Origin of the sequence: Bradyrhizobium sp. 142 (assembly GCF_023074015.1) — a bacterium.
In the GTDB taxonomy this organism is placed as follows: Bacteria; Pseudomonadota; Alphaproteobacteria; order Rhizobiales; family Xanthobacteraceae; genus Bradyrhizobium.
In genome coordinates this window covers 38331-63692 of the sequence record NZ_JADPKQ010000222.1, presented here as the reverse complement: position 1 = coordinate 63692, position 25362 = coordinate 38331, and the positions used below count along the sequence as shown (strand labels likewise).

Annotated in this window: 26 protein-coding genes; 20 read left to right on the top strand and 6 right to left on the bottom strand. The window is 64.7% G+C overall.

Annotation, left to right across the window (positions count from 1 at the left end; genetic code table 11):
* Positions 1-10 precede the first annotated feature (10 nt).
* Positions 11-340 carry an iron-sulfur cluster insertion protein ErpA gene (erpA, locus tag IVA82_RS20520; protein WP_148739773.1) on the bottom strand — a complete coding sequence of 110 codons (330 nt, stop codon included), beginning with the start codon at positions 338-340 and terminating at the stop codon, positions 11-13.
* Positions 341-462: 122 nt separating this feature from the next.
* On the opposite strand from erpA, the gene IVA82_RS20515 reads away from it, so the two are divergent.
* The 12 genes from IVA82_RS20515 (at position 463) to surE (ending at position 12583) form a co-directional block, all read left to right on the top strand.
* Positions 463-1671 carry a deoxyguanosinetriphosphate triphosphohydrolase gene (locus IVA82_RS20515; RefSeq protein ID WP_247388082.1) on the top strand — a complete coding sequence of 403 codons (1209 nt, stop codon included), beginning with the start codon at positions 463-465 and terminating at the stop codon, positions 1669-1671.
* A 9-nt stretch (positions 1672-1680) separates the two neighbouring features.
* Positions 1681-3480 (top strand): arginine--tRNA ligase, encoded by a 1800-nt coding sequence (gene argS / locus IVA82_RS20510; RefSeq protein WP_247388081.1) that lies wholly within the window; start codon positions 1681-1683, stop codon positions 3478-3480.
* Positions 3481-3621: 141 nt separating this feature from the next.
* The gene (locus IVA82_RS20505; protein WP_247388090.1) at positions 3622-5202 is read left to right on the top strand and encodes an SPOR domain-containing protein; all 1581 of its coding nucleotides are present in this window, start codon (positions 3622-3624) and stop codon (positions 5200-5202) included.
* A 46-nt stretch (positions 5203-5248) separates the two neighbouring features.
* Positions 5249-6277: a beta-N-acetylhexosaminidase gene (gene nagZ / locus IVA82_RS20500; RefSeq protein ID WP_247388080.1), complete on the top strand. Its 1029-nt coding sequence runs from the start codon at positions 5249-5251 to the stop codon at positions 6275-6277.
* Entirely contained in the window at positions 6274-7113 is an 840-nt protein-coding gene (locus tag IVA82_RS20495; RefSeq protein WP_247388079.1) for a ScpA family protein, read from the top strand. The genes nagZ and IVA82_RS20495 overlap by 4 nt, the downstream gene beginning before the upstream one ends.
* Before the next feature lie 21 nt (positions 7114-7134).
* Positions 7135-7875, top strand: coding sequence for an SMC-Scp complex subunit ScpB (scpB, locus tag IVA82_RS20490; protein WP_247388078.1), 741 nt, complete (start codon positions 7135-7137; stop codon positions 7873-7875).
* 166 nt (positions 7876-8041) lie between these two features.
* On the top strand, positions 8042-8275 hold the full coding sequence (locus IVA82_RS20485) for a twin-arginine translocase TatA/TatE family subunit (protein ID WP_148739762.1): 234 nt from the start codon (positions 8042-8044) through the stop codon (positions 8273-8275).
* Positions 8276-8359: 84 nt separating this feature from the next.
* Positions 8360-8926 (top strand): Sec-independent protein translocase protein TatB, encoded by a 567-nt coding sequence (gene tatB, locus IVA82_RS20480; RefSeq protein WP_247388077.1) that lies wholly within the window; start codon positions 8360-8362, stop codon positions 8924-8926.
* A complete protein-coding gene (tatC, locus tag IVA82_RS20475; RefSeq protein WP_247388076.1) occupies positions 8923-9735 on the top strand; it encodes a twin-arginine translocase subunit TatC in 813 nt (270 codons plus the stop codon). Before tatB ends, tatC begins: the two co-directional genes overlap by 4 nt.
* Positions 9736-9929: 194 nt before the next feature.
* The gene (gene serS / locus IVA82_RS20470; protein ID WP_247388075.1) at positions 9930-11261 is read left to right on the top strand and encodes a serine--tRNA ligase; all 1332 of its coding nucleotides are present in this window, start codon (positions 9930-9932) and stop codon (positions 11259-11261) included.
* 95 nt (positions 11262-11356) lie between these two features.
* Positions 11357-11722: a hypothetical protein gene (locus IVA82_RS20465; protein ID WP_247388074.1), complete on the top strand. Its 366-nt coding sequence runs from the start codon at positions 11357-11359 to the stop codon at positions 11720-11722.
* A gap of 93 nt (positions 11723-11815) precedes the next feature.
* Positions 11816-12583 carry a 5'/3'-nucleotidase SurE gene (gene surE / locus IVA82_RS20460; RefSeq protein WP_247388072.1) on the top strand — a complete coding sequence of 256 codons (768 nt, stop codon included), beginning with the start codon at positions 11816-11818 and terminating at the stop codon, positions 12581-12583.
* Between the two features lie 37 nt (positions 12584-12620).
* Here the strand turns inward: surE and IVA82_RS20455 are convergent, their stop codons facing one another.
* A complete protein-coding gene (locus tag IVA82_RS20455; RefSeq protein ID WP_247388071.1) occupies positions 12621-12992 on the bottom strand; it encodes a response regulator in 372 nt (123 codons plus the stop codon).
* Positions 12993-13230: 238 nt separating this feature from the next.
* Here IVA82_RS20455 and IVA82_RS20450 point away from each other — a divergent pair, with 238 nt between their 5' ends.
* Together IVA82_RS20450 and IVA82_RS20445 are read left to right on the top strand one after the other, a co-directional pair.
* Complete coding sequence (locus tag IVA82_RS20450) at positions 13231-13881, top strand: protein-L-isoaspartate(D-aspartate) O-methyltransferase (protein ID WP_247388070.1); 651 nt, start codon at positions 13231-13233, stop codon at positions 13879-13881.
* A 109-nt stretch (positions 13882-13990) separates the two neighbouring features.
* Positions 13991-15385: a LysM peptidoglycan-binding domain-containing M23 family metallopeptidase gene (locus IVA82_RS20445; protein WP_247388069.1), complete on the top strand. Its 1395-nt coding sequence runs from the start codon at positions 13991-13993 to the stop codon at positions 15383-15385.
* Positions 15386-15529: 144 nt separating this feature from the next.
* Here IVA82_RS20445 and IVA82_RS20440 read toward each other — a convergent pair whose 3' ends face one another.
* Positions 15530-16501 (bottom strand): ATP-binding protein, encoded by a 972-nt coding sequence (locus tag IVA82_RS20440; protein WP_247388067.1) that lies wholly within the window; start codon positions 16499-16501, stop codon positions 15530-15532.
* A gap of 180 nt (positions 16502-16681) precedes the next feature.
* On the opposite strand from IVA82_RS20440, the gene yajC reads away from it, so the two are divergent.
* From yajC to IVA82_RS20410, 6 genes are read left to right on the top strand one after another with little or no spacing between them, the layout of a single operon-like run.
* Complete coding sequence (yajC, locus tag IVA82_RS20435; protein ID WP_148739740.1) at positions 16682-17056, top strand: preprotein translocase subunit YajC; 375 nt, start codon at positions 16682-16684, stop codon at positions 17054-17056.
* Positions 17057-17103: 47 nt separating this feature from the next.
* Complete coding sequence (gene secD / locus IVA82_RS20430; RefSeq protein WP_247388066.1) at positions 17104-18708, top strand: protein translocase subunit SecD; 1605 nt, start codon at positions 17104-17106, stop codon at positions 18706-18708.
* An 11-nt stretch (positions 18709-18719) separates the two neighbouring features.
* The gene (gene secF / locus IVA82_RS20425) at positions 18720-19739 is read left to right on the top strand and encodes a protein translocase subunit SecF (protein WP_247388065.1); all 1020 of its coding nucleotides are present in this window, start codon (positions 18720-18722) and stop codon (positions 19737-19739) included.
* Positions 19740-19799: 60 nt separating this feature from the next.
* Positions 19800-20183 (top strand): MTH938/NDUFAF3 family protein, encoded by a 384-nt coding sequence (locus tag IVA82_RS20420; protein WP_247388089.1) that lies wholly within the window; start codon positions 19800-19802, stop codon positions 20181-20183.
* Positions 20180-21043: a phytoene/squalene synthase family protein gene (locus IVA82_RS20415; RefSeq protein ID WP_247388063.1), complete on the top strand. Its 864-nt coding sequence runs from the start codon at positions 20180-20182 to the stop codon at positions 21041-21043. Before IVA82_RS20420 ends, IVA82_RS20415 begins: the two co-directional genes overlap by 4 nt.
* 45 nt (positions 21044-21088) lie before the next feature.
* Positions 21089-22333, top strand: coding sequence for a threonine ammonia-lyase (locus tag IVA82_RS20410; RefSeq protein WP_247388061.1), 1245 nt, complete (start codon positions 21089-21091; stop codon positions 22331-22333).
* A gap of 17 nt (positions 22334-22350) precedes the next feature.
* Here IVA82_RS20410 and IVA82_RS20405 read toward each other — a convergent pair whose 3' ends face one another.
* From IVA82_RS20405 to IVA82_RS20395, 3 genes are all read right to left on the bottom strand, one after another.
* Positions 22351-23529, bottom strand: a complete 1179-nt coding sequence (locus tag IVA82_RS20405) for an aminotransferase class V-fold PLP-dependent enzyme (RefSeq protein WP_247388088.1) — start codon at positions 23527-23529, stop codon at positions 22351-22353.
* Positions 23530-23617: 88 nt separating this feature from the next.
* On the bottom strand, positions 23618-24190 hold the full coding sequence (locus tag IVA82_RS20400; RefSeq protein ID WP_247388087.1) for a CAP domain-containing protein: 573 nt from the start codon (positions 24188-24190) through the stop codon (positions 23618-23620).
* Positions 24191-24262: 72 nt separating this feature from the next.
* A complete protein-coding gene (locus IVA82_RS20395) occupies positions 24263-25357 on the bottom strand; it encodes a serine/threonine protein kinase (RefSeq protein WP_247388059.1) in 1095 nt (364 codons plus the stop codon).
* Positions 25358-25362: the final 5 nt, after the last annotated feature.

Here is a 25362-nt window from a genome sequence, read left to right as displayed (position 1 = left end):
ATGGTGCAGGTCAGATCGAGAAGCTGGTCCCGCAGCCGCAGGACGCCGTCGCGTTGGGATTGTTGACGCGGAACGACGCCCCGATCAGATCGTCGACGAAATCGACCTGCGATCCTGCCAGGAACGGCTGCGAGGCGGAATCGACCAGCACCACCGCATTGTTCTGCTCGATCACAAGGTCGTCGTCGGTGCGGGCGCGGTCGATATCGAACTTGTACTGAAACCCCGAGCAGCCGCCGCCTTCGACCGAGATCCGCAGCATCGCGCCAGAACCTTCGCCCTTGAGAATCTCCCCAATCCGGCGTGCGGCCCGGTCACTGATGGTCACGGCAGTCGTCATCGTTCGTCTCCGATAGTCCCGCGGTCACACCCAGATCACTTGCCAATTCATTTGGTGTCCCGCGCCCGACATAGTTAAGTGCCACCATACGCAGAATCAAATGGATAGGGACTAAATTCGCCGTGACGGTCGGAATGGCTGCCCCCCGTGCGCCCTATGCCTGCGACCCCGACCGCAGCCGTGGCCGGCTGGTCGCGGAGCCGCCGAGCCAGACCCGCAGCCCGTTCCGACGGGATTGCGACCGGGTGATCCATTCCACTGCGTTCCGCCGCCTCAAATACAAGACCCAGGTGTTCGTGTTCCACGAGGGCGACCACTATCGCACCCGGCTGACCCATTCGCTGGAGGTGGCGCAGATCGCCCGCGCGCTGGCCCGGCAGATCGGGCTCGACGAGGACCTCACGGAAACGCTGGCACTCGCCCACGATCTCGGCCATCCGCCTTTCGGCCACGCCGGCGAGCGGGCGCTGGACGCTTGTCTGGCGGATTTCGGCGGCTTCGACCACAACGCCCAGACCCTGCGCGTCGTCGCCGCGCTGGAACACCGCTACCCTGAGTTCGACGGATTGAACCTGACCTGGGAATCACTGGAAGGCATCGTCAAGCATAACGGACCGCTCACCGACCGCAGCGGTGCGCCGGTCGGGCGCTATCGCGAGCACGGCATCCCCATCGGCATTGCCGACTTCATCAACATCTACGATCTCGAATTGTGGAGCTTCGCCTCGCTGGAGGCGCAGGTTGCTGCCATCGCTGACGATATCGCCTATGATGCCCACGACATCGACGACGGCCTGCGCGCTGGCCTGTTCCACCTCGAAGATCTCAAGGTGATGCCGCTGACCGCGGAAATCATTGCGGAGACATCAGCGCATTATCCCGATCTCGAAGACGTCAGGCGTGGCGCCGAGCTGGTGCGCGAGCTGATCTCGCACCTGATCGGCGCGGTGTTTGCGGAGGCGCAGAACAACCTCGCCGCCGCGAAACCGCAATCGGCCCAGGATGTGCGGCAGCAGAGCCGGCCGCTGGTCTCGTTCCCCGCTGCAGTTGCCGAGGAGGAGGCCGCCATCAAGGCCTTTCTCTATCAGCACATGTACCGCCACGAGCGAGTGATGCGGGTAATGGGGGAGGCGGAGCAGATCCTGTTCGATCTGTTCGCCAAATACCTGAAATCGCCGGACGAGCTGCCGCCGGAATGGCTGGTAGGGGCGGACAGCGACAACGAGGGCGACCGGGCCCGCCGGATCGGCAATTTCATTGCCGGAATGACCGACCGTTTCGCCCTGACCGAGCACCAGCGGCTCTTTGACTCGACCCCGGATTTGCGTTAGGCGGCGGCCATGCCCGACACATCCTCATCGCTCTCATCGCTGCATCTGTTCGCCGACGTGCTCGCGCGCGTGCAGGCCGTCTGCCGCGTACTCGCGGCGGAGTCCGGCTGGCCCGAGGGCATCGATTTGTCGCGCGTGGTGGTCGAACCGCCGCGCGATCCCTCCCATGGCGACATGGCAACCAACGCCGCCATGGTGCTTGCGAAAGAGGCAAAGGCCAAACCGCGCGACCTCGCCGAGCAGATCGCCGAGCGGCTGCGCGCCGACACGCTGATCGCAAAGGTCGACGTCGCCGGTCCCGGCTTCATCAACCTGACGCTGAAGCCCGCCGCCTGGGCGGAGGCACTGCGGACGGTGCTGCGCGAGGGGGCCGATTACGGCCGCGTCCGCGGCGGCTCCAAGGTCAATGTCGAATTCGTCTCGGCCAATCCGACCGGGCCGATGCATGTCGGCCACTGCCGTGGCGCCGTGTTCGGCGACGCACTGGCGAGCCTTCTCCAGTTCGCCGGCCATGACGTGGCGCGCGAATATTACATCAACGATGCCGGTGCTCAGGTCGACGTGCTCGCACGCTCCGCCTTCCTGAGGTACCGCGAGGCGCTCGGCGAGAATATCGGCGCCATTCCGGACGGGCTCTATCCCGGTGATTACCTGAAGCCGGTCGGCGCGGTGCTGGCGAAGGAGCACGGCGACAAGCTGCTCGCGATGAGCGAAGCCGAGTGGCTGCCGACCGTGCGCGCCAAGGCGATCGCCATGATGATGGACGAGATCAAGGACGACCTCGCCGCTCTCAACATCCGCCACGACGTGTTCTTCTCGGAGCGCTCGCTGATCGAGAGCGGCAACAACAAGGTTGCCGAAACCATCGACTTCCTCCGCGCCAAGGGCGACATCTACGAGGGCCGCCTGCCGCCGCCGAAGGGCGCGCCAGTCGAGGACTGGGAAGACCGCGAGCAGCTCCTGTTCAAGGCGACCGCCTACGGCGACGATGTCGATCGTCCACTGATCAAGTCCGACAATTCCTACACCTACTTCGCCTCCGACATCGCCTACCACAAGAACAAGTTCGACCGCGGCTTCGCGGAGATGATCGACGTCTGGGGCGCCGATCATGGCGGCTACATCAAGCGCATGCAGGCGGCGGTGAAGGCGACGACCTCCGGAATGGGCGCGCTCGACGTCAAGATTGTCCAGCTCGTGAAGCTCCTGCGCAACGGCGAGCCGGTGAAAATGTCCAAGCGGAGCGGGGACTTCGTCACCTTGCGTGAGGTCGTGGATGAGGTCGGCCAGGACGCCGTCCGCTTCATGATGCTCTACCGCAAGAACGACGCGGTGCTGGATTTCGACCTCGCCAAGGTCATGGAACAGTCGCGCGACAACCCGGTCTTCTACGTGCAGTACGGCCACGCCCGCGGCCACTCGATCTTCCGCAACGCGCGCGCCGAGGTGTTCCCGGAACTTCCCGAGGACACCAGCCAGCGCGTCGCTTGGCTCGGTGAGTCGGCGGTGGAACGGCTGTCGGACCCGGTCGAGCTAGATCTTCTTAAGCGGCTCGCAATTTTTCCGCGGACGCTGGAAGCCGCCGCTGCGGCCCACGAGCCGCACCGAATTGCCTTCTATCTCTATGAGTTAGCCAGCGAATTTCATGCACTTTGGACGAAGGGGCGCGATTTGCCCTATTTACGCTTCATTATCAATAATGATGCAGATCTAACGAAGGCGCGGCTGGCCATGGTCCAGGGCGTCGTCTCGGTCCTGGCATCGGGCCTCGCCATCCTCGGCGTCCATGCCCCGGACGAGATGCGGTAGTTTGGGGCGAACTACTTAAGGGGAATTTTTGGGGGTACCGGCAGAAGCCGGATCGCTTAAAGTTGGTTGAAAGCCTTGTGGGTCGAAGGCTGCGCCTTGGTCGAGGGGCGCGCGGCTTTCCCGAAGGGACGCATCATCACGATGGCCGATCGATATCAGGACAGACAGTTTCCCTCCGACGACTATGGTCGCGGTGGCGGCCAGCATGGGAGGACAGAGAGCGATCCCTTGGCTGAGCTCGCTCGTCTGATCGGGCAGACCGATCCATTCGCGGCGCAGGGTCGCCCCAGTGCGAAGCCGCCTGCACCCGCACAGAGCTATCAGGACGGTGAAGATCCGCAGAACGGCTATCAGCAAGACTATGCCGAGCCGGCCACGTCGCCTCCGCCCGGGCCGCCGTCATGGATGCGCCGCGCCAACGTGCAGCCGGCGCCGGCACCCGAGCCCGACGATCCCGTCTCCATGAACCCGGTTCATCCGTTGCATCGCTATTCGGCCAAGCCCGCCGCCCCCGAGCCTGATTTTCATCAGCCGCAGGCGTACCAGGATCACGGTTACCAAGATCAGGCTTATCAAGACCAGGCCTATCAAAATCAGACCTATCAAGATCAGGCGCATCACGCTCAAGCCTACCAGGAGCCGGCCTATCAGGAGCCGCACCAGCAGCCCGATCCGTCGCGCTACGACGATGCGCTGTACGGCCGGCTCGAGGCAGGCGAGCAGGAGTATCAACGCGATCCGGCCTATCCGGACGATCCCTACGCATTCCAGAGCGACTATCCCGAAGCCGATCTCGACGAGCCCAGGAAGTCGCGCGGCGGCATGATGACAGTCGCGGCGATCCTGGCGCTTGCCGTGGTCGGGACCGGCGCCGCCTTCGCCTACAAGACCTATATGGGCTCACCCCGCAGCGGCGAGCCGCCGATCATCAAGGCCGACAACACGCCGACCAAGGTCGTGCCGGCGCCGTCGGACTCTTCAGCGAAGGTGCCCGACCGCATGGTCAGCGGCGATGGCTCCGAGAAGATCGTGCCGCGCGAGGAGGCGCCCGTCGACGTCAACGCCAAGGCGGGCGGTCCGCGCGTCGTGTTTCCGCCGCTGAATCAGAATGCGAACCCGCCGCCGGTCGCGAGTGTTTCGCCGTCCACGATCCTGCCGAGCGCGGGGCCGACCGCGAGCAACGGCACGCTGCCGAACAATGCACCGCGGTCGATCAGGACGGTCGCAGTGAAGGGCGATCAAACCGACAGCACGGCGTCACAAGCCGCGGCAGCTGCCAAGCCAGCAGCTGCGCCGAAGCCTATTGCTGCACCAGCCGCGCCGCGCAGCCCGCCGACCTCGGCCAATGCCAGCGCCAATCAGCCGCTCTCGCTAGCGCCGCAATCGGCCCCGGCATCAGAGCCGCCGCAGCGAATGGCTGCGACCAATCCGACGCAGATCGCGCCCGCGAGCAGTGGCGGTGGCGGCGGCTATGTCGTGCAGGTCTCGTCGCAGCAGAGCGAGGACAGCGCCGCAGCATCCTACCGCGTGCTCCAGAGCAAGTACGGCAGCGTGCTGGGATCCCGCGCGCCCGTGATCAAGCGGGTCGATCTCACCGACAAGGGCAAGGGAATCGTCTACCGGGCCTTCGCTGGGCCTTACGGTTCGGCCGAAGAGGCGACGCAGGCCTGCAACAATTTGAAGTCCGCAGGCTTATCTGCTTGCTTCATCCAGAGGAATTAACGGCGGTTTCCTTGACCCTCACACAGGGCAGGGTTAATCGCCCCTTATGACCACGCGGGCTTTCATTACCGGCGTATCCGGAACGGAACTGACCGCCGCCGAGCGGGAGTTTATCCGCGACGAGCGCCCGTGGGGCTTTATCCTTTTCAAGCGCAACATCGAGACTCCGGCTCAAGTTACGGCGTTGGTTGCGGAAATGCGGGACGCTGGAGGCGTTGCCGACGCCCCGGTCCTGATCGACCAGGAAGGTGGACGGGTGCAGCGGCTGGGGCCGCCGCACTGGCCGGTCTATCCGCCGGGCGCCGTTTTCGCGAAATTATACGACACTGATTCGGCTCTCGGGCTGACTGCAGCGCGCCTCAGCGCCCGGCTGATCGCGGCCGATCTCGCCGATCTCGGCATTACCGTGGACTGCCTGCCGCTGGCGGACGTGCCGGTTCCGGGGGCCGATGCCGTGATCGGCAATCGCGCCTATGGCACCGAGCCGGGCAAGGTCGCGGCGATCGCTCGCGCGGTCACAGACGGCTTGGAGCAGGGCGGCGTGCTGCCGGTTCTCAAACACATTCCCGGCCACGGACGTGCGACCGCCGACACCCATTTCAAATTGCCGACCGTTGATACACCGAGGGACGAGCTGGAACGGACCGATTTCGCTGCATTCAAGCCACTCGCGGACCTTCCGATGGCCATGACTGCACATGTTGTGTTTAGCGCCATCGACCCCGCCCATCCGGCGACGACTTCTGCGACAATGATCGCTCACGTGATTCGCGGCGTAATCGGGTTCCAGGGTTTGTTAATGAGTGATGACGTGTCGATGAACGCGTTGGCGGGAAGCCTTGCCGAACGCACCCGCGCGATCTTCGTGGCCGGCTGCGACATGGCACTGCACTGCAACGGCAACATCGAGGAAATGCGCGACGTCGCCGCCCAGACGCCGGAATTGTCGGGCAGAGCGCTGGAGCGGGCGAAAGCCGCGCTTGCGGCGCGCAAGGCGCCGCAACCGTTCGATCGCGCGGCCGCACGCGCCGAATTGGACGCATTGATCGCACGGGCAAACACGGCAACCGCATGAGCGCAGAAATTCTATCATTCGAAACCGGGCGACCCGCAGAGCTCGCCGAGGGTGAGCCGGCGTTGGTTGTCGACGTCGAGGGCTATGAAGGCCCGCTCGACCTGCTGCTCGCGCTGGCGCGGCAGCAGAAGGTCGATCTGTCCAAGATTTCGATCCTGGCGCTGGCCGACCAGTACCTTCACTTCATCGAAGCCGCGCGAAAGATCCGGCTGGAGCTTGCCGCCGACTATCTCGTGATGGCGGCCTGGCTCGCCTTCCTGAAATCGCGCCTGCTGCTGCCGGAACCGCCATCGGCGGAGGGGCCGAGCGCGGAAGAAATGGCGACCGCGCTCGCCAATCGGCTGCGCCGGCTGGAAGCTATTCGCGAAGCCGCCAACCGGCTGATGAACAGGCAGCAATTGCTGCGCGACATCTTTCCGCGCGGCGAGCCGGAGCAGATCGCCGAGATCAGGCATCCGAAGTACACGGCGACGCTCTACGACCTGCTCACTGCCTATGCTTCGCAGCGCCAGTCGCGCGTGCTGGCAAGCGTGCATCTGGCCAAGCGCACGGTGTGGTCGCTCGCCGAGGCGCGCGCCACGCTGGAGCGGCTGGTCGGCAGCATCAGCGAACAGGATGACTGGGGCGTTCTCGACGACTTTCTGCTCCGGCACGTCGCTGATCCGACGCAGCGCGCGACGGTGCTCGCCTCGAGCTTCGCCGCCGCGCTCGAGTTGGTACGGGAAGGGGCGTTGGAGCTGAATCAGAAAGAGGCGTTTGCGCCCATCTATTTCCGAAAAGGGCGCCATCAACCGGTCCCGGAAGCAACTCCTGCGCCTGATGCGCCGGTCGGTTAAGTGCAAGAAGGAGAAGCTGCCATGGCAAGCCTGGCTGAAGTGCGGGTAGACGAGGCCGAGCCGATGGAGAACGAATCCCAGGCGCGTCCCGAGGAGTTGCGGCTGCTCGAAGCGCTGCTGTTTGCTTCGAGTGAACCGCTGGATACCGCGACGCTGGCCAAGCGCATGCCGGAAGGCGTCGACGTCAAGGCTGCGCTCGCGCAGTTGCAGGCCGAATATGCCACGCGCGGCGTCAACCTCGTGCGTGTCGCCAACAAATGGACGTTCCGCACCGCCGGCGATCTCGCCTGGCTGATGACGCGCGAGAGTACCGAGACCCGCCGCCTGTCCCGCGCGGCGATCGAAGTGCTGGCCATCATCGCCTATCACCAGCCGGTGACACGTGCCGAGATCGAGGAAATCCGCGGCGTCGTCACCTCCAAGGGCACGCTCGACGTGCTGCTGGAGACCGGCTGGATCAAGCCGCGAGGCCGTCGCAAGACGCCCGGACGCCCGCTGACGTTCGGAACCACGGAGGACTTCCTGTCGCAGTTCACCCTGGAACAGCTCGGCGATCTGCCGGGCCTCGAGGAGCTGAAGGGCACAGGACTTCTGGATTCGCGTCTGCCGACCGGATTCAGCGTGCCGACGCCGTCTGATGACCCGGCGCTGCGCGAGGACGAGGATCCGCTGGAACCGGGCGAGGACCTCGATCTTGCGCTGGCCCCCGCGGTCGAGCCGGAGACGCCGGAAGGCGGCGACGAGGGCGGCAGCGAAGGCTGACTTTCCGTCCTTCTACGATCCCCTGCGACCAGTTAACACTAGCAAGATTACGTAGCGCCAACAGCGAATTGGCACTGCCTTGGTCCTTGTTTTTGACACCTGCGAAGCCTAGGTTTCGGTAAAGATCGGCCGGGGTCCCGGCCATGCGCGTTTGGAGGGTAGCAGGATGGGTTCACTTAGCATTTGGCACTGGATCTTGGTGATCGCGGTGGTCCTGCTGCTGTTCGGCCGCGGCAAGATTTCGGATCTGATGGGCGACGTTGCACAGGGCATCAAGGCCTTCAAGAAAGGCATGCAGGACGACGACAAGGTCGCCGACAAGCCCGAGCCGTCCAAGTCCATCGAGCACACTGCCGCGCCGACCGCGGCACGGTCCGACGTCGGCAGCAAGGCCGTCTGAGCCAAAGGGTAGGCGGACGCGGGCGGTCCCGATCCCGTGTGGAGAGGATTGGGCCGGTCGCGGCTGGCCTGAACGGAAGACCTCATGTTCGACATCGGGTGGAGTGAACTGGTCCTCATCGGGGTCGTTGCCCTGATCGCCATCGGCCCGAAAGAGCTGCCGGGCGTGTTGCGCATGGTCGGACAATGGATGGGCAAGGCCCGCAAGATGGCCGCCGAATTCCAGGGCCAGTTCCAGGAAGCGATGCGCGAGGCCGAGATGGCCGACCTCAAGAAGAGCTTTGACGAGGTCAAGGAAGCGGCCACCGGCTTCGCCGGCAACAATCTGATGACCTCGCTCCAGAAGGATGTCAGCGACGCCTTGCGCGTCGATGCGCTCGACAAGCCCGCAGAGACTTCCGTGGCCGCCGCTGTCGAAGCGCCGGCGACTTCGAGCGAAGCGCCGGCGACTTCGAGCGAAGCGCTGGCAACTTCAACGGAAGCGCCGGTCATTCCAACGACTCCGGAAGCCCCGACGCCCGCGACATTCGTCGAGGCGGAGACACATGCGGCGGCGAGCGAACCGCTTACCATCACCCGCGAGGTCGAGCAGGCGCAGGTTACCCAGGACACCGCGCCAGCCGAGGCGATCAAGGACGCCAAAGCGTCATGAGCGACGCCGATATCGAGGCGAGCAAAGCCCCGCTCATGGACCATTTGATCGAGCTGCGCTCGCGGCTGATCAAAGCGCTGCTCGGCTTCGGCATCGCCTTCATCTTCTGCTTCTTCTTCGCCAAGCAGATCTACAACGTGCTGGTCTGGCCGTTCGTCTGGGTCGCAGGGCCGGAGAATTCGAAGTTCATCTACACGGCGCTGCTGGAATATTTCATCACCCAGCTCAAGCTCGCGCTGTTCGGCGCCGGATTCATCTCGTTCCCGATCATTGCGACGCAGATCTACAAGTTCGTGGCGCCGGGGCTCTACAAGCACGAGAAGCAGGCCTTCCTGCCCTATCTGGTGGCGACCCCGTTCTTCTTCGTGCTGGGCGCGGCACTGGTCTATTTCGTCGTGCTGCCGATGCTGGTCCGCTTCTCTCTCGGCATGCAGCAGGCCGGCAGCGACGAGACCGCGCAGATTCAATTGCTACCCAAGGTCGGCGAATATCTGTCGCTGATGATGTCGCTGATCTTTGCCTTCGGCATTGCCTTCCAGCTTCCGGTGATCCTGACGCTGCTGGGGCGCATCGGCATCATCACCGCGAAGATGCTGCGCGAGAAGCGCCGCTACTTCATCGTGGTCGCCTTTGTCATCGCGGCAGTGCTGACGCCGCCGGACGTGCTGAGCCAGTGCTCGCTCGCGATCCCCTTGCTCGCGCTCTACGAGGGCTCGATCATCGCGGTGGGTATGGTGGAGAAGAAGGCGGCGGCTTCGCAGGCTGCCGCCGGCACCGACGCGTCATCGAGCACCAATCCGGCGGAGTAGGGGCCGCACTCCCGGTGTCATTCCCCGCGAAGGCGGGGAATCCAGCACGCCGTGGTCCCTCGGAGAATCACCATCGTCTCTCGAATACTGGATCGCCCGCTTTCGCGGGCGATGACAGCCGTGCTAGGAGACGCGGCGGTGCAAAGCGTTGACATACAACGTTTGTCGTTGCACCCCGACGCAGGACCACCGCCATGCACGACATCAAATCGATCCGCGACAATCCGCAAGCTTTCGACGCCGGGCTTGTTCGGCGCGGCCTGAAGCCGTTGTCGGCCTTCCTGCTCGCGATCGACGAGAAGCGGCGCGCGGCGATCCTGGCCTTCGAGCAGGCACAGGCGCGGCGTAATGCCGCCTCGAAGGAGATCGGCGACGCCAAGAAGGCAAAGGACGAGGCGCGCGCGGCCAAGCTGATGGCCGAGGTGGCAGAGCTGAAAACCACGATGCCCCAGCTCGAGGCCGCCGCCAAGGCAGCCGACGAAGAGCTCACGAAAGAGCTCTCGGCGATCCCGAACCTGCCCTTCGACGAAGTGCCCGATGGCGTCGATGAGCACGGCAACGTGCAGCACCACGTGTTCGGCAACAAGCGCAATTACAGTTTCGCGCCGAAGCTGCACGACGATCTCGGCACGGCCCTCGGCTACATGGATTTCGAGGCGGCGGCAAAGCTCTCCGGTGCGCGCTTCGTCGTGCTGAAGAAGGGGCTCGCACGGCTCGAGCGCGCGATCGGCCAGTTCATGCTCGACCTTCACACCACCGAGCATGGCTATGCCGAGATTAATCCGCCGCTGCTGGTGCGCAACGAGGTGATGTTCGGCACCGGGCAGTTGCCGAAATTCGAGGACGATCAGTTCTGGGCGATCAGGGGCGAACTGCTGGAGGCGCCCGACCACATGCGGTTGCGCACCGAGCGCCTTGGCCTCATCCCGACTGCCGAAGTGTCGCTCACCAACCTCGTGCGCGAGTCCATTCTCGACGAGAAACAATTGCCGATGCGGCTGACCGCATTGACGCCGTGCTTCCGCGCCGAGGCCGGCGCTGCCGGGCGCGACACCCGCGGCATGATCCGCCAGCACCAGTTCACCAAGGTCGAACTGGTCTCGATCACGACGCCCGAGGCCAGCATGGACGAGCTGGAGCGGATGCTGGCTTGTGCCGAGGAGGTGCTGCGTCGGCTCGACCTGCACTACCGAGTGATGACGCTGTGCGCAGGAGATATGGGCTTTTCGGCGCAAAAAACCTACGACATCGAGGTCTGGATGCCCGGGCAGGGCGACGGCGGCGCGTTCCGCGAGATCTCGAGCTGCTCGGTCTGCGGCGATTTCCAGGCGCGGCGCATGGATGCGCGCTCGCGCGGACCGGACGGCAAGCCGCGCTTCGTGCATACGCTGAACGGCTCCGGCACCGCTGTCGGCCGCGCGCTGATCGCGGTGATGGAGACCTATCAGCAGGAGGACGGCTCGATCGCCGTGCCGGACGTGCTCCAGTCCTATATGGGCGGGCTGAAGGTGGTCGCGCGCGAATAGGGCGCAATTGCCCGGCCATAGCGCAGAACGGTTGGTTGCGAAGATCGGACGGCCGGTTATCTTGTCGGCCGTCCGGCAACTCGAAACCACCATTCATGGCCTTGCACCACGAGATCTTCTGGGTCGGCAGACAATGGGCGGTGACAGGTGCCGGCATCCAGGCCGTCGACCCGCGCCTGCGTGGCGTGCTCGATATCGAGATCGCGCGGCTCTGGGATGATGACCTGGTGCAGAGCCGGCGGGCCAAGCCAGGGGTCAACACCGAGGATTTTGACCGGGCATTGACGACGGCCCGCACGCGATTTCCACGTGAGCCGGCTCCCGTGGTGGCCGAACCGCTGCCGGCGCCGCCCGCTGCGATGGAGCCGCTCCCGGCCCGGCAGCCGGTTCCGCCGGCCTTCGCGCTGCGCGCGGAGGGCAGGCTTGCGCGATTCTTGCCACAGTGGCGGATTCGCCGCTGAGAGGCCCGATTGATCAGGGCCGCGCCAGTTTGCCTGATCGGTCATACCCGGATAAGACCAGCTTGAAGACGATCCACGGAATCGAGCTGGGATATGCGTATTCTCTGCACCAATGACGACGGCATCCACGCCCCCGGCCTCAAGGTCGTCGAGGAGATCGCACGGGCGCTGTCCGACGACGTCTGGGTGGTCGCGCCGGAGCTCGACCAGTCTGGTGTGTCGCATTCGCTGTCGCTGAACGATCCCCTGCGCCTGCGCGAAGTCGGCCCGCGGCACTTCGCCGTTCGCGGCACGCCGACCGACTGCGTGATCATGGGGGCGCGTCATATCCTCGGCGCCAAGCTGCCCGATGTCGTGCTGTCCGGCGTCAACAAGGGCCGTAACGTCGCCGAGGACGTTGTCTATTCCGGCACCATCGCCGGCGCGCTGGAGGGTACCATCCTGGGTCTGCCCTCGTTCGCGCTGTCGCAGGAGTTCAGCGTCGAGACGCGCGAGCGGCCGCCGTGGGATACCGCGCGCAAGTTCGGGCCTGACATCTTGCGCAAGGTGATCGCCGCAGGCATCCCGAAGGATACCGTCATCAACGTCAACTTCCCGTCGTGCGCGCCGGAGGATGTCCTGGGCATCCGCGTGACGCGGCAGGGCAAGCGCAATCTCGGCTTCCTCAGGATCGACGAGCGCAGGGACGGCCGCGGCAATCCCTATTTCTGGATCGGCTTCGAGCGCGCGGCGATGATGGACACGCCCGCCGACGGCACCGATCTCGCTGCGCTCCGCGACCGCTACGTCTCGGTCACGCCGCTCAGGCTCGATCGCACCGATGTTGCGTTTTCCGAAGCGCTGGGCGAGACGTTGAAGTAGGGACTGCTTGGAAGTAGGGACCGTTTGGAAGTAGCGGCTAGTCGCCGCGAAGCGCGGCTTCAATGGTCCTGCCGAGCGCGTCGAGCTGGAACGGCTTCTGGAGCGCCGGACGGTCGCGATATTGCTCGGGCAGGCCCGAGGAGCCGTAACCGGTCGCGAAGATGAAGGGGCAGCCCTTTGCCTTGATCAGGTCGGCAACGGGGGAGATGACCTTGCCGTTGACGTTGACGTCGAGGATGGCGATGTCGAATTCGGTCGCCTGGGCAAGCCGGATCGCTTCGGTGATATCGCCGGCTTCAGCTGCGACCTTGTAGCCGAGCTCTTCGAGCATGTCCGCGACCATCATCCTGATCATGACCTCGTCCTCGACGAGGAATACAGAACGGCCCGAAAGCCCTGTCGCAGTCATAATTGAGTCCTTGCCCGTGCCGTTAAACGTTCGCAGATAACGCCAGAGGACGCAATGTGCGTTTCGGCAAACGGAAACTGCGAATGATGATCGCGGCTGCTCCGTCGCAAGCCATTTTGTGGTCAAATGCTGCGCCGAAAGGCTATCATGGGTTCCTGAGCCGGAACAATATTCCGGCGCAGATATTTGCGCCGTAGAACTTCGATCCGGATCTCTGACCAGACGAATACCGACAGCTATGACCTCCGATCAGCACTCGCAGGAAAAGATGATGTTTCAGCTTACGCTGAGGCGTCGAGGCATTAGCGATCAAGCGGTGCTGCGCGCCATGGAGGCGGTGCCGCGCGAGCTGTTCGTCGACCAAGCCGATCGCGACGGCGCCTACCGCGACAGCGCGCTGCCGATCGCCTGCGGGCAGACCATCAGCCAGCCCTTCGTCGTCGCCTACATGACCGAGCAGCTCCAACTCCAGAAACGGCATCGCGTGCTCGAGATCGGCGCCGGCTCCGGCTATCAGGCCGCCGTGCTGTCACGGCTCGCAGGCCAGGTGTTGACGGTCGAGCGCTACCGCAAGCTCGCGGACGCCGCACGCGCCAGGCTCGAGAAGCTCGACTATCACAATGTCGAGGTGATGCTCGGCGACGGGCTCAACCTGCCCGCCAATATCGGGCCGTTTGACCGCATCATCGTCACGGCCGCGGTGGAGCAGATTCCGGACAACCTGGTCGAGCGGCTCGAGGTCGGCGGCATCCTGATCGCACCGGTCGGCCCCCATCAGGGCGTGCAGACGCTGGTCCGCCTCAGCCGCAGCGAAGCCGGGATCGAGCGCAAGGAACTCGTCGACGTTCGCTTCGTGCCAGCGCTGCCCGGCGTGGCGCGGGAGCTGTAAAATTCCGGATCGGCTGTGCTGCCAACATCTTATTGGGAGGGTTAAGCCGTTATTTACTCGGCGCGTGTTTACTTAAAACACCAGTTCTGTTGCGTACGAGTGAGTAACCATGTCCGCTGTCGCCGAGTTGCTTTACTCGCGCCGCGTACCGCAGGTCGCGGTGCTGGCGCTGATCTCCTTCAGCTTCGCAGGGTGCAGCGCCGACATGTCGTCGCGGCTGTCCCAGTCGAATTTTTCCAATCCCTTCGCGTCGGAATCGACCGGCTCGGTGCAGCCGGCGCCGCCGCCGCAGCGTGAGCTGCCGCAATATTCGCGGCCGCAGACGCAGCCTGGCTACTATCAGTCTCAGCCGCTTCCGCCGCCGGCAGTTTCCGCACCGCAATCCTATCCCGTTGCGGCGGGAGGTGGAGTGTCTGGAGGCGGTCGCGGCATGGGGTCCTATGCGCCCCCGGCGCAGCCGCATCTTGAGACCACGGCCACCGTGCCGCCGCGGTCGGTCGCAGCCACCCAGCCCGCTGGCGGGACCAAGATCATCGTCGGCACAAGCGACACGCTCGACGTGCTCGCCAAGCGCTATCGTGTCACGCCGCAGGCGATCATGGCCGCTAACGGTTACAAGGGGCCACGCACGCTCTCGCCCGGCCAGCAACTGATCATCCCGCATTCCGGCGTGACCGCCGCTGCACCCGCGCCAGCGATGGCTCCGGTCGCCGCTGCTCCGGCGACGGCGCCCGCCGCCAAGCCGCTTGCGGCCGTCGCCGCGCCGCCGAGCATGCACTTCGTCAATCGCGGCGACACGCTCGCCAGCATCGCGCGCAAGAACCATATCTCGCCGGCTGAGCTCGCCCGCGCCAATGGCCTTGAGCCGTCGGCAAAACTCAAGCTCGGCACCAAGCTGACCGTGCCCGGCGCAAAGACCGCAGCGCTCGCGGCGCCGGTTGCTCCGGTCACGGCCGCTCCTGTCGCGGGCACGCTGCAACCCGTTGCGGCCGCTCCCGCGCCCGCAACCAAGATGGCCGCCGTTGCCGCGCCGGTGCAGAGCGCCCGTCTGGCCCAGGCCACCGCCAATGTCGAAGAGAAGGCGGCCGAGACGCCGACGAAAGCTGCGGAAGTCACAAGCGCGCTGCCGACCTTCCGCTGGCCGGTGCGCGGCAAGGTGATCACGAGCTACGGCGCCAAGACCAACGGCAAGTCCAATGACGGCATCAATCTTGCGGTGCCCGAGGGTACGCCGGTCAAGGCGGCTGAAGATGGCGTCGTTGCCTACTCCGGCAACGAGCTGAAGGGTTACGGCAATCTGGTCCTAGTTCGGCACTCCAATGGCTACGTCACCGCATATGCCCATGCGAGTGAGCTAATGGTGAAGCGCGGCGATACCATCAAGCGCGGTCAGGTCATTGCCAAGTCGGGTCAATCCGGGGAGGTGGCATCGCCGCAGCTCCATTTCGAGATCCGTAAGGGGTCCAGTCCGGTTGATCCGCTTCAATTCCTGAACGGGGCGTGAGGCGCTCAACGCGCTGTCATCGCCCGGCTCGACCGTGCGATCCAGTACGCCGCGGCCTCTCGATGGATCACAATCGTCTCTGGAATACTTGATCGCCCGCTTTCGCGGGCGATGACACTTGAGAACGTGGCGACGTGCGACGCCTCACATCGCCGTCAACTTGACGCCAAGCCGTCCTGCAAGCTCCTGCACGAATTGCCAGGCGACGCGGCCCGAGCGCGAGCCTCGCGTCGTCGACCATTCCAGCGCCTCGCGTTCCAGCGCGGCGTCGTCGAGCTTGACGCCGAAATGGCTGCAATAGCCGCGCACCATGGCGAGATATTCGTCCTGGCTGCAACGATGGAAGCCGAGCCAGAGGCCGAAGCGGTCCGACAGCGAGACTTTCTCCTCGACCGCTTCGCCGGGATTGATCGCGGTAGAGCGCTCGTTCTCGATCATCTCGCGTGCGAGCAGGTGGCGGCGGTTGGAGGTGGCATACAGGATGACGTTCTCGGGCCGGCCCTCGATGCCGCCTTCGAGCACCGCCTTGAGCGATTTGTACGAGGCATCATTGCCGTCGAAGGAGAGGTCGTCGCAGAACACGATGAAGCGGAAGGAGGACGCCCGCAACTGCTCCATCAGCGCCGGCAGGGTCTCGATGTCCTCGCGGTGGATCTCGATCAGCTTGAGCTTGTCCGCAGGCTTGCGCTCCACATTGATGCTGGCATGGGCTGCCTTCACCAGCGACGACTTGCCCATGCCGCGCGCGCCCCAGAGCAGTGCGTTGTTGGCGGGCAGGCCGCCCGCGAAGCGCTCGGTGTTCTCGATCAGGATGTCGCGCACCCGGTCGACGCCCTTCAACAGGAACAGCTCGACGCGGCTGACCCGCGGCACCGCCGACAGGCGGCCGTCCGGGTGCCAGACAAAGGCATCCGCGCGCTCGAACGATTCGGACGCTGCGGCCGGCTTTCCCTGGGCGGACAGGTGCGCCGCAATGGTCTCCAGCGCGCGCACGATGCGCTCTTGGGAGAGGTCGCCGGGCGCTCCCGTGGGGCGTTTTGCCGCGACGCGGGCTGGCTCTCTGGCAGGTGTACGGGGGCCTTTGCCGGCCGGGCTTTTGCTTGATTTTCTGGGCATGTCCGAAGTTCCTGAGAATGCAGCCTTATCGGGCCGGAAGGCTCGCCGCAAGGTGGCCAAAAGGGCGGTCTGGCAGCGTTGCAATTGGGGCGGTGGCCGCTATAGTCCGCGCGAATTTGACCGAACCGGTCGCCCTGAGGGCCTGACCGGCTTTCCCCCGTTCTCACGAGGATTGTCCGAATGCTGATTACCCCTGCGTATGCCCAGGCTGCGGGCGCCGGCGACACCAACAGCATGTTGATGTCGCTGCTGCCGTTCGCCCTGATCTTCGTGATCATGTACTTCCTGATTCTGCGCCCGCAGCAGAAGAAGGTGAAGGATCACGCCGAACTCGTGAAGAACATCCGCCGCGGCGACACCGTGGTGACCTCTGGCGGCCTCGTCGGCAAGGTCACCAAGGTCGTCGACGACGACCAGATCGAGTTCGAGATTTCCGACGGTGTCCGCGTGCGGCAGATGCGCCAGATGATCTCCGGCGTCCGCGCCAAAGGCGAGCCGGCCAAAGAAAAAGAAAGCTCCAAGGAGAGCGCCAAGGACGACACCTCGGCGAGCTGATCGCTCGCGCGAGGATATCAAGTCTCCTGATCTGACAGGTCCAGTCGATGTTGTATTTCACGCGGTGGAGGGCGCTCGGGATTGTCCTGACGGCGCTGATCGTGTGCCTCTGCGCGGTCCCGAACTTCTTTCCCGAGGCTCAGGTGAAGACCTGGCCCGCCTGGGCGCAGCGCCGTCTCGTGCTCGGCCTCGACCTTCAGGGCGGCTCCTATCTGCTACTCGAAGTCGACGGCAATTACGTGAAGAAGGAGAGGCTCGACCAGATCCGCGACGAGGGTCGTCGGGTGCTGCGCGATAACAAGATCGGCTTTACCGGTGGCCTCACTGTGCGCAATGACGCGGTCGAGGTTCGCATTTCCAAGGAATCCGACGTGCCGACTGCGCTGTCCAAGCTGCGGGAGTTGGCCCAGCCGCTCGGCGGCCTCATAGGGTCCAGTGGCCAGCGCGACCTCGACGTAACCGATGCCGGCGGCGGCCTGATCCGTCTGAGCCCACCGCAGGCCGCGATGATCGAGCGCATGCGCAAGACCATCGAGCAGTCGATCCAGATCGTCGAACGCCGCGTCAACGAACTCGGCACCGTCGAGCCTGTGATCCAGCGCCAGGGCAACGACCGCATCCTGGTGCAGGTCCCCGGGCTTCAGGATCCGACCCGTCTGAAGGAATTGCTGGGCAAGACGGCGAAGATGGAATTTCGGATGGTCGACACGTCCGTACCGCCCGATCAGGCGCAGCAGGGCAGGCTGCCGCCGGAATCCGAACTGCTGATGAGCGCGTCGCCGCCGCCGACACCCTATGTGGTCAAGAAGCAGGTGCTGGTCGCGGGCGGCGATCTGACCGACGCCCAGGCCAGCTTCGACCAGCGCACGAACGAGCCGGTCGTCAGCTTCAAGTTCAATACGTCGGGTGCGCGCAAGTTCTCGCAGGCCACGCAGGAAAACGTCGGGCTGCCCTTTGCGATCGTCCTCGACAACAAGGTGATCTCGGCGCCCGTCATTCGCGAGCCGATCACCGGCGGTCAGGGCCAAATCTCCGGCAGCTTCACCGTGCAATCGGCCAACGATCTCGCGATCCTGCTGCGCGCCGGTGCGTTGCCGGCACCACTCACTGTGGTCGAAGAGCGCACGGTCGGGCCGGGGCTCGGCCAGGACTCGATCGAGAAGGGCGAGCTTGCCGCCTATGTCGGCTCGATCCTCGTCATCATCTTCATGCTGCTGACCTATCGGCTGTTCGGCGTGTTCGCCAACATCGCGGTGGCGATCAACGTGGCCATGATCTTTGGCCTGTTGTCGCTGCTTAATGCCACGCTGACGCTGCCCGGCATCGCCGGTATCGTGCTGACCGTCGGCATCGCGGTCGATTCCAACGTGCTGATCTACGAGCGCATCCGCGAGGAGCTGCGCGGCGGCCGCAATGCGATCTCGGCAATCGATGCCGGCTTCAAGCGGGCGCTGGCGACCATCCTCGATTCCAACATCACGACGTTCATTGCCGCTGCAGTGCTGTTCTACATCGGCACTGGTCCGGTGCGCGGCTTCGCCGTGACGCTCGGCATCGGCATCATCACCACGGTGTTCACCGCCTTCACGCTGACCCGGCTGATCGTGGCCGGGTGGGTGCGGTGGAAGCGGCCGCAGAGCGTGCCGATCTAGGAGCTAAGACCGTGACGCACTATGTTCTCATCGGGCTTGGCATTCTCATTGCCGTCCTCACCGTGGTGGCCGCGCTTGGCCTGCTGCCGTCGCTGCGCATCGTCCCGGACGATACGCATTTCGACTTCACGCGCTTCCGCCGCATCAGCTTTCCGATATCGGCGGCGCTGTCGATCGTCGCGATCACGCTGTTCTTCACCCATGGCCTGAATTTCGGCATCGACTTCCGCGGCGGCACGCTGCTCGAGGTGCAGGCCAAATCCGGCTCAGCCGATATTGCGGCAATGCGCACCGCGCTCGATGCGCTGCGTCTCGGCGAAGTCCAGTTGCAGCAGTTCGGCGGGCCGGCCGACGTCTTGATTCGGGTGGCGGAGCAGCCCGGCGGCGACGCCGCCCAGCAGGAGGCCGTGCAGAAGGTCCGCGGCGCGCTCGGCGATTCGGTCGAGTATCGCCGCGTCGAGGTGGTGGGCCCCCGTGTCTCCGGCGAGTTGCTGGCCTACGGCATGCTCGGCCTGATGCTGGCGATCGTCTCGATCCTGATCTATCTCTGGTTCCGCTTCGAGTGGCAGTTCGCGCTTGGCGCCATGATCGCCAACGTGCACGACATCGTGCTGACGATCGGATTCATGTCGATCAGCCAGGTTGATTTCGACCTGACCAGCATCGCCGCACTTCTGACCATCCTCGGCTATTCGCTCAACGACACCGTTGTCATCTACGACCGCATCCGTGAAATGCTGCGGCGCTACAAGAAGATGCCGATGCCGCAGCTCCTCAACGAGTCCATCAACTCGACGCTGTCACGCTCGATCATCACCCACTTCACGGTGACGCTGGCGCTGCTGGCTCTGCTGCTGTTCGGCGGTCATGCCATCCATAGCTTCACCGCGGTGATGATGTTCGGCGTGGTGCTGGTCGGCACCTATACCTCGATCTTCATCGCGGCGCCGGTCCTGATCTATCTCGGCGTCGGCGAGCATCGCGAAGATGCGGCGGAAGCCGCTACGCCGGCGAAGAAAAGCAAGGCATGATCCGAACCGCGTGCCCTCGCAGGCGTTTGCGAGGGCAAGAAGCCCATTCGGATGAAGCTCATGGCCGGCGATCCCAACGCACCGCATTTCCCACGCTCGGCGCCGATTGAAGCCTACGGCAAGGGCGGCTTTGCCTTTGCCGGCATGTCGCACCGGGGCTCGCTGCTCTGCCTGCCGGACGCGATCTGGGCCTGGGACGTGACGGATCCCACCAGGATCGACCGCTATTCGCTGGAGCGGGTCTTCACTTCTGCCAATAGCATCGACACGCTCCTGATCGGCACCGGAACCGGGGTCTGGCTGCCGCCGCCGGAACTGCGCCAGGCGCTGAAGGCCGTGAGGGTGGTGCTGGACACGATGCAGACCGGTCCCGCCGTGCGCACCTACAACATCATGATCGGCGAGCGGCGTCGCGTCGCGGCGGCGCTGATCGCCGTGCCATGAGTGACGCTGCACCGCCGTCCGATGCCGTTGCCTTCTGCGCTGATCTCGTGCGCAGCCATGATTTTCCGCGCTATGCGGCGACGCTGTTCGCGCCCGCCACCGAGCGCCGCGCGCTGCTGGCGCTCTATGCCTTCAACGTCGAGATCGTCCGCGTCCGCGATCAGGTGAGCCAGCCCTTGCCCGGCGAAATCCGCCTGCAATGGTGGACCGACATGCTCTCGGGCCATGTCCATGGCAGCGCCGAGGGCAATCCGGTCGCGGCCGAGCTGCTGCGCGCGATCCGCGATTTCGACCTGCCGACCGAGCCCTTGTCGGTGCTCGCCGACGAGCACCAGTTCGATCTCTACAATGATCCGATGCCGACAATGGCGGCGCTGGAAGGCTATCTGGACGCGACCTGTTCGGCGTTGTTTGCGCTTGCGGCCCGGATCATGGCGCCGCCTTCGCCTGCAATCGAGCATTTGGCAAGGCATGCCGGGCTGGCTCAAGGGATCGTGCAGGTCATCACGTATCTGCCGCGCGATGCCGCCCATCGGCAATTGTTCCTGCCGCAACAGCTTCTGACCAGCCATGGCTGCGGCATGGAGGATGTCTTTGCCGGCAAGGAGACGCCCAGCCTGCGAGCCGTGCTGGATCAGCTCTCGGGCGAAGCCCGGCAACATCTGGCTACGGCCTCATCGTTGCTCGCGGATGTGCCGGCACCGGCGCGATCCGCGTTTCTGCCGATGGGCCAGACGCGGGCCGACCTCAAGCGGTTGTCGCGACCGGGGCGCAATCCCTTCGCGCCGCAGCCGGCGTCGCGCTTACGCACTCTGTGGACGCTGTGGCGGGCCTCGCGGTCGCGGGAATTTACCAAATAGCGGCTGGCTTATCGCCTGTGCCGGTCAAATGCTCTATGTTGTCCTATGGCTGACTTGTCCCAAACTGCGTCCACCGATCTGGCCGGCTTTCCGGTCGTGCCGGCCGATATTCACGCAGCCGCCGATACGATCCGGGGCGCGGTTGTCGAGACCCCCTGTGGCTACAGTCGCACGCTGAGCAGTATCTGTGGCTGCGACATCTGGCTCAAATTCGAGAACCTCCAGTTCACGTCCTCGTTCAAGGAGCGGGGCGCTCTCAACCGGCTTACCGCGCTGTCGGCCGAGGAGCGTGCGCGCGGCGTGATCGCCATGTCGGCGGGAAACCACGCGCAGGGCGTCGCCTATCACGCCAAGCGGCTTGGCATTCCCGCCACCATCGTCATGCCGGTCGGCACGCCGATGGTGAAGGTCGAAAACACCAGGCACCACGGTGCCGAGGTGGTTGTCACAGGCGCGACTCTGGAAGAGGCGGCCGCGTTCGCACGAAGCCACGGCAAAGACCGCGGCATGATCTTTGTCCATCCCTACGACGATCCGCTCGTCATCGCCGGGCAGGGCACGGTTGGACTGGAGATGCTGAAGGCGGTGCCGGAGCTGGATACGCTGGTCGTTCCGATCGGCGGCGGCGGCCTGATCAGCGGCATCGCCATTGCGGCGAAATCGCTGAAGCCGTCGTTGCGGATAGTGGGTGTCGAAGCCTGGCTCTATCCTTCTATGTACAATGCCATCCACGGCAGCAACCTGCCGGCGCGCGGCGATACGCTGGCCGAAGGCATCGCGGTCAAATCTCCGGGCAAGATCACGACCGAGATCGTCCGCCGCCTCGTCGACGACATCGCGCTCGTCAACGAAGCCGAACTCGAGCGTGCGGTTGCGTCCCTGATCTCGATCGAGAAGACTGTCGTCGAGGGCGCCGGCGCCGCCGGCCTCGCCGCGCTGATGTCCGATCCCACCCGCTTTGCCGGCCAGAAGGTTGGCCTGATCCTGAGCGGCGGCAACATCGACACCAGGCTGATCGCGTCTGTCCTCACGCGAGAGCTCGCGCGCGAGGGGCGACTGACGCAGTTGTCGCTCGACATTCCCGACCGGCCGGGCCAGTTGGCTGCGGTTGCGGCGCTGCTGGCCGAGGCCGGTGCCAACATCATCGAGGTCTCGCATCAGCGGACGTTCTCCGAGCTTCCGGCCAAGGCGACGCTGCTGCAACTGGTCATCGAGACCCGCGATAGCGCGCATCTCGACGAGGTCATGGCCAGGCTCAGCGCATCCGGGTTGAGCGCGCGCTGCACATGACGCTTGCGCGCTGGTCGTTATCGCGGTGCCAAACCCGCGAGATGGCCGATCAACCGATCGATCTCGGCTTCCGTATTGTAGTAATGTGGGGAGGTGCGCACCACCGGCGGCAGCGAGCGAATCTCGGCATCGATGCGGGTACTCGACGGATCTGAGGCGCCGATCGTGATGCCGGCCGCGGATGCGCTGCGGACAATGGCTTCCGCCTCATACCCCTCCATCGTGAAGCTGATAATGGCGCCCGGAGCGCGTCCAAGGTCGCGAATTCTGATGCCCCGAATGGACGTGAGGCCGCCCCGGAGGCGGTCTGCCAGCATGCGGCAGCGCTGTTCGATGGGGCCTATTCCGATATCGATGGCGTAATTGACGGCAGCGCCCAGCCCAAGCCGGGCTGCGTAATTGTTCTCCCAGGTCTCGAAACGGCGCGCATCGTCGCGAAGCCGATATTCGTGTCGCGAGACCCAGGGCGCTGCGAAGTGGTCGATCATCGGCGGTTCGAGCTGTTGCAGCATCGCTCGTCGCACGTAGAGAAATCCGGCGCCGCGCGGGCCGCGGAGGAATTTGCGGCCGGTGGCTGACAGCATATCACAGCCGATAGCTTCGACGTCGACCGCCATCTGGCCGACCGCCTGGCAAGCGTCGAGCAGATAGGGAATGCCTCGCGCTCGCGCGATCTTGCCGACGGCCGCTGCTGGATTGACCAGCCCGCCATTGGTCGGAACCCAGGTGATCGCGATGAGCTTCACGCGCTCATCGACCATGCGCTCGAGCGCCTCAGTATCGAGCTCGCCCCTGGCATCACTTGGCACGACATCGATGATCGCGCCTGTTCTCTTGGCGACCTGGAGAAACGCGACATAGTTTGCGGCATATTCCGCCTCGGCGGTCAGAATGCGGTCGCCCCCGCAAAACCGGAGCGCGTAGAACGCCATTTGCCAGGCAACAGTTGCGTTCTCCGTGAGGGCTATTTCATCGGGTGCGGCATTCAGCAACCGGGCCACCGAGCCATAGACCGCCTCCAGGCGATCGGATTCCCGGTCGGCAGCGGCATAGCCTCCGATCTCACTCTCCAGATCGATATGCCGTTTCATGGTCTCCGCAACCGGTGTCGGCATGAGACCTGCTCCCGCATTGTGGAGATAAGCAAGCCGCGAGGCGGAAGGTGTGTCGGCACGTATTCGGTCGATGTCGATCAACAGCACCTCCGCCCTCGCGATCTCCGGCATGAATTAGACGCGTCCATGGATGCGGGCAAGACGGCCGGCAGCAATGCCTGGCTTCGCCTCAGATACAGAGGCCAAGCAGCTTGATGTGGCAGTTGCCGGATTTGGGCTTGCTTGCAGGAGTGGCCTCGCGTTTCACGGCCACCAGCGGCTCCTTGCCCTTCTTGCCCTTGCCCGGCTTGGGCTCGTAGTCGCCTGCGATCACCATCGCCCAATAAGTACGCTTGCCGCTGGCATTTTTGGCGTTCGCGATGCCGACGCGGGAGGCGTTGTGCAGCAGCAGGTTCTTGCGATGCCCGGAGGAGTCGATCCACTGGCCGAGGGTCTTCTCGAAATTGTCGTAGCCATAGGCGATGTTCTCGGCGGCGCGGCCCGCGCCAGCCGGTCCGACGCGGCGGTTGAACGGGCCGAGGGCGTCGTGACTGAGATCATCCTTGGCCGCCATTGCGCGCGCCTGGTCCATGGCGATGCGGTCGAGAGTGGCATCGCGCACGACGCGGACCTCACCGTGCTTGAGACGGAAGCTGGAGATCAGCTCGGCCGGGGATTCGGCTAGCGCCGGCGTGGCGGCTAGCAGCAGGCCGACCATCAGTCCGCCAGCCACACGATTTGTCATCGTCCCCCAGCTATTCATCGCCACGACGCCATCGAATATCGGGCCGCTTCTCCACCGGCAATGTGGATGCTTCAAGGCGCGGGTCCATGGTTAGCTCGCCGGCAGGTCCGCCTCGAAATTGAAGCGGTCGCGCAGGTTCTTGCGTTGCTCCAGGATGTCCTTGAGGAAGGCGCGGTCCTGGTCGTTCTTCATCATCGGCTCAATCAGGTCGAGCTGGTTCATGGCGACCAGTTGCAGGATCTCGGTGCGGGGCTTGCCGCTGGGATCGCGCGGCAGCGCATGCACGACCTGGATGTGCTCCGGTGGCTTTGGTCCCTTGGCTGCAGTCAGTTCGTTGCGAAGCTGGCCTTCGAGCGTAGCCTGATCGCCTTCAACGAACGCATAGAGCCCGACGCCCGAGCGACGGTCGGCAAACGCGACGATGGCGGTGTCGCGCACCGCCGGGTTCTTGCGGATCAGGTCGGCGAGCATCGGCGCGTCGTTGACGAGCCTGCGGCCGCCGCCTTCGCGGTCGGTGAAATTGAACAGGCCGCGGGTGATGGCGCGATAAACCTTCTTGCCGGTGGCGAGCCACAGGCTTGCGGCGAAGGATTTTTTGGCGAGGATTTTTCGTTCCCGCGGCGTCAACGCCTCCGGAGCATAGGAACGCTTGTGCTTGAGCAGATGCCGGAGGTCTTCGTAGGCCAGGATGCGATAGAGCCAGCCGCGGCGCTCGAAGCAGGCGGCGAGTTGGAAGTCGGTCACATAGGCGCGGCCGTTGCGGCCGACAAGCCAGTTCTGCTCCTTGGCGAGATCGTTGTGGCAGATGCCGGCGCGGCGCAGCCGGCGCAGCGCGGCCTTGGCCGAGCGGAAATAGGCGAGGTCGCCATGCGGCTTCGCCAGATGCAGCGTGACGCCGTCGACGAAGCCGCGGACCAACGCCCGGCGACCGGACCAGAGCAGTTCGGGACCAACATCGAGGCCTTTGGTCCAGGCCAGCGCACGCTTTTCGCGCGCGAACAGGTGGCTTGCCAGCAGGAACGACCACCACGGCACCTCGTCGAGCCGGCGCAGGACCGCGTCGACCTCGACGTTGTCACCACGGAAGCGGCCGCGCTCGACGGTTGAAAACACGTCGCGCTTGAGCAGCACGCCCTCGGTCCAGCGCGCCGAGAGCAGCGCGGCGTCGTTTTTGGGAAGATTCATCGAAA

Coding starts and splice junctions, on each gene's coding strand:
- erpA (WP_148739773.1), bottom strand. CDS start 340: ATGACGACTGCCGTGACCATCAGTGACCGGGCCGCACGCCGGATTGGG.
- argS (WP_247388081.1), top strand. CDS start 1,681: ATGCCCGACACATCCTCATCGCTCTCATCGCTGCATCTGTTCGCCGAC.
- IVA82_RS20505 (WP_247388090.1), top strand. CDS start 3,622: ATGGCCGATCGATATCAGGACAGACAGTTTCCCTCCGACGACTATGGT.
- nagZ (WP_247388080.1), top strand. CDS start 5,249: ATGACCACGCGGGCTTTCATTACCGGCGTATCCGGAACGGAACTGACC.
- IVA82_RS20495 (WP_247388079.1), top strand. CDS start 6,274: ATGAGCGCAGAAATTCTATCATTCGAAACCGGGCGACCCGCAGAGCTC.
- scpB (WP_247388078.1), top strand. CDS start 7,135: ATGGCAAGCCTGGCTGAAGTGCGGGTAGACGAGGCCGAGCCGATGGAG.
- IVA82_RS20485 (WP_148739762.1), top strand. CDS start 8,042: ATGGGTTCACTTAGCATTTGGCACTGGATCTTGGTGATCGCGGTGGTC.
- tatB (WP_247388077.1), top strand. CDS start 8,360: ATGTTCGACATCGGGTGGAGTGAACTGGTCCTCATCGGGGTCGTTGCC.
- tatC (WP_247388076.1), top strand. CDS start 8,923: ATGAGCGACGCCGATATCGAGGCGAGCAAAGCCCCGCTCATGGACCAT.
- serS (WP_247388075.1), top strand. CDS start 9,930: ATGCACGACATCAAATCGATCCGCGACAATCCGCAAGCTTTCGACGCC.
- IVA82_RS20465 (WP_247388074.1), top strand. CDS start 11,357: ATGGCCTTGCACCACGAGATCTTCTGGGTCGGCAGACAATGGGCGGTG.
- surE (WP_247388072.1), top strand. CDS start 11,816: ATGCGTATTCTCTGCACCAATGACGACGGCATCCACGCCCCCGGCCTC.
- IVA82_RS20455 (WP_247388071.1), bottom strand. CDS start 12,992: ATGACTGCGACAGGGCTTTCGGGCCGTTCTGTATTCCTCGTCGAGGAC.
- IVA82_RS20450 (WP_247388070.1), top strand. CDS start 13,231: ATGACCTCCGATCAGCACTCGCAGGAAAAGATGATGTTTCAGCTTACG.
- IVA82_RS20445 (WP_247388069.1), top strand. CDS start 13,991: ATGTCCGCTGTCGCCGAGTTGCTTTACTCGCGCCGCGTACCGCAGGTC.
- IVA82_RS20440 (WP_247388067.1), bottom strand. CDS start 16,501: ATGCCCAGAAAATCAAGCAAAAGCCCGGCCGGCAAAGGCCCCCGTACA.
- yajC (WP_148739740.1), top strand. CDS start 16,682: ATGCTGATTACCCCTGCGTATGCCCAGGCTGCGGGCGCCGGCGACACC.
- secD (WP_247388066.1), top strand. CDS start 17,104: ATGTTGTATTTCACGCGGTGGAGGGCGCTCGGGATTGTCCTGACGGCG.
- IVA82_RS20420 (WP_247388089.1), top strand. CDS start 19,800: ATGGCCGGCGATCCCAACGCACCGCATTTCCCACGCTCGGCGCCGATT.
- IVA82_RS20415 (WP_247388063.1), top strand. CDS start 20,180: ATGAGTGACGCTGCACCGCCGTCCGATGCCGTTGCCTTCTGCGCTGAT.
- IVA82_RS20410 (WP_247388061.1), top strand. CDS start 21,089: ATGGCTGACTTGTCCCAAACTGCGTCCACCGATCTGGCCGGCTTTCCG.
- IVA82_RS20400 (WP_247388087.1), bottom strand. CDS start 24,190: ATGAATAGCTGGGGGACGATGACAAATCGTGTGGCTGGCGGACTGATG.
- IVA82_RS20395 (WP_247388059.1), bottom strand. CDS start 25,357: ATGAATCTTCCCAAAAACGACGCCGCGCTGCTCTCGGCGCGCTGGACC.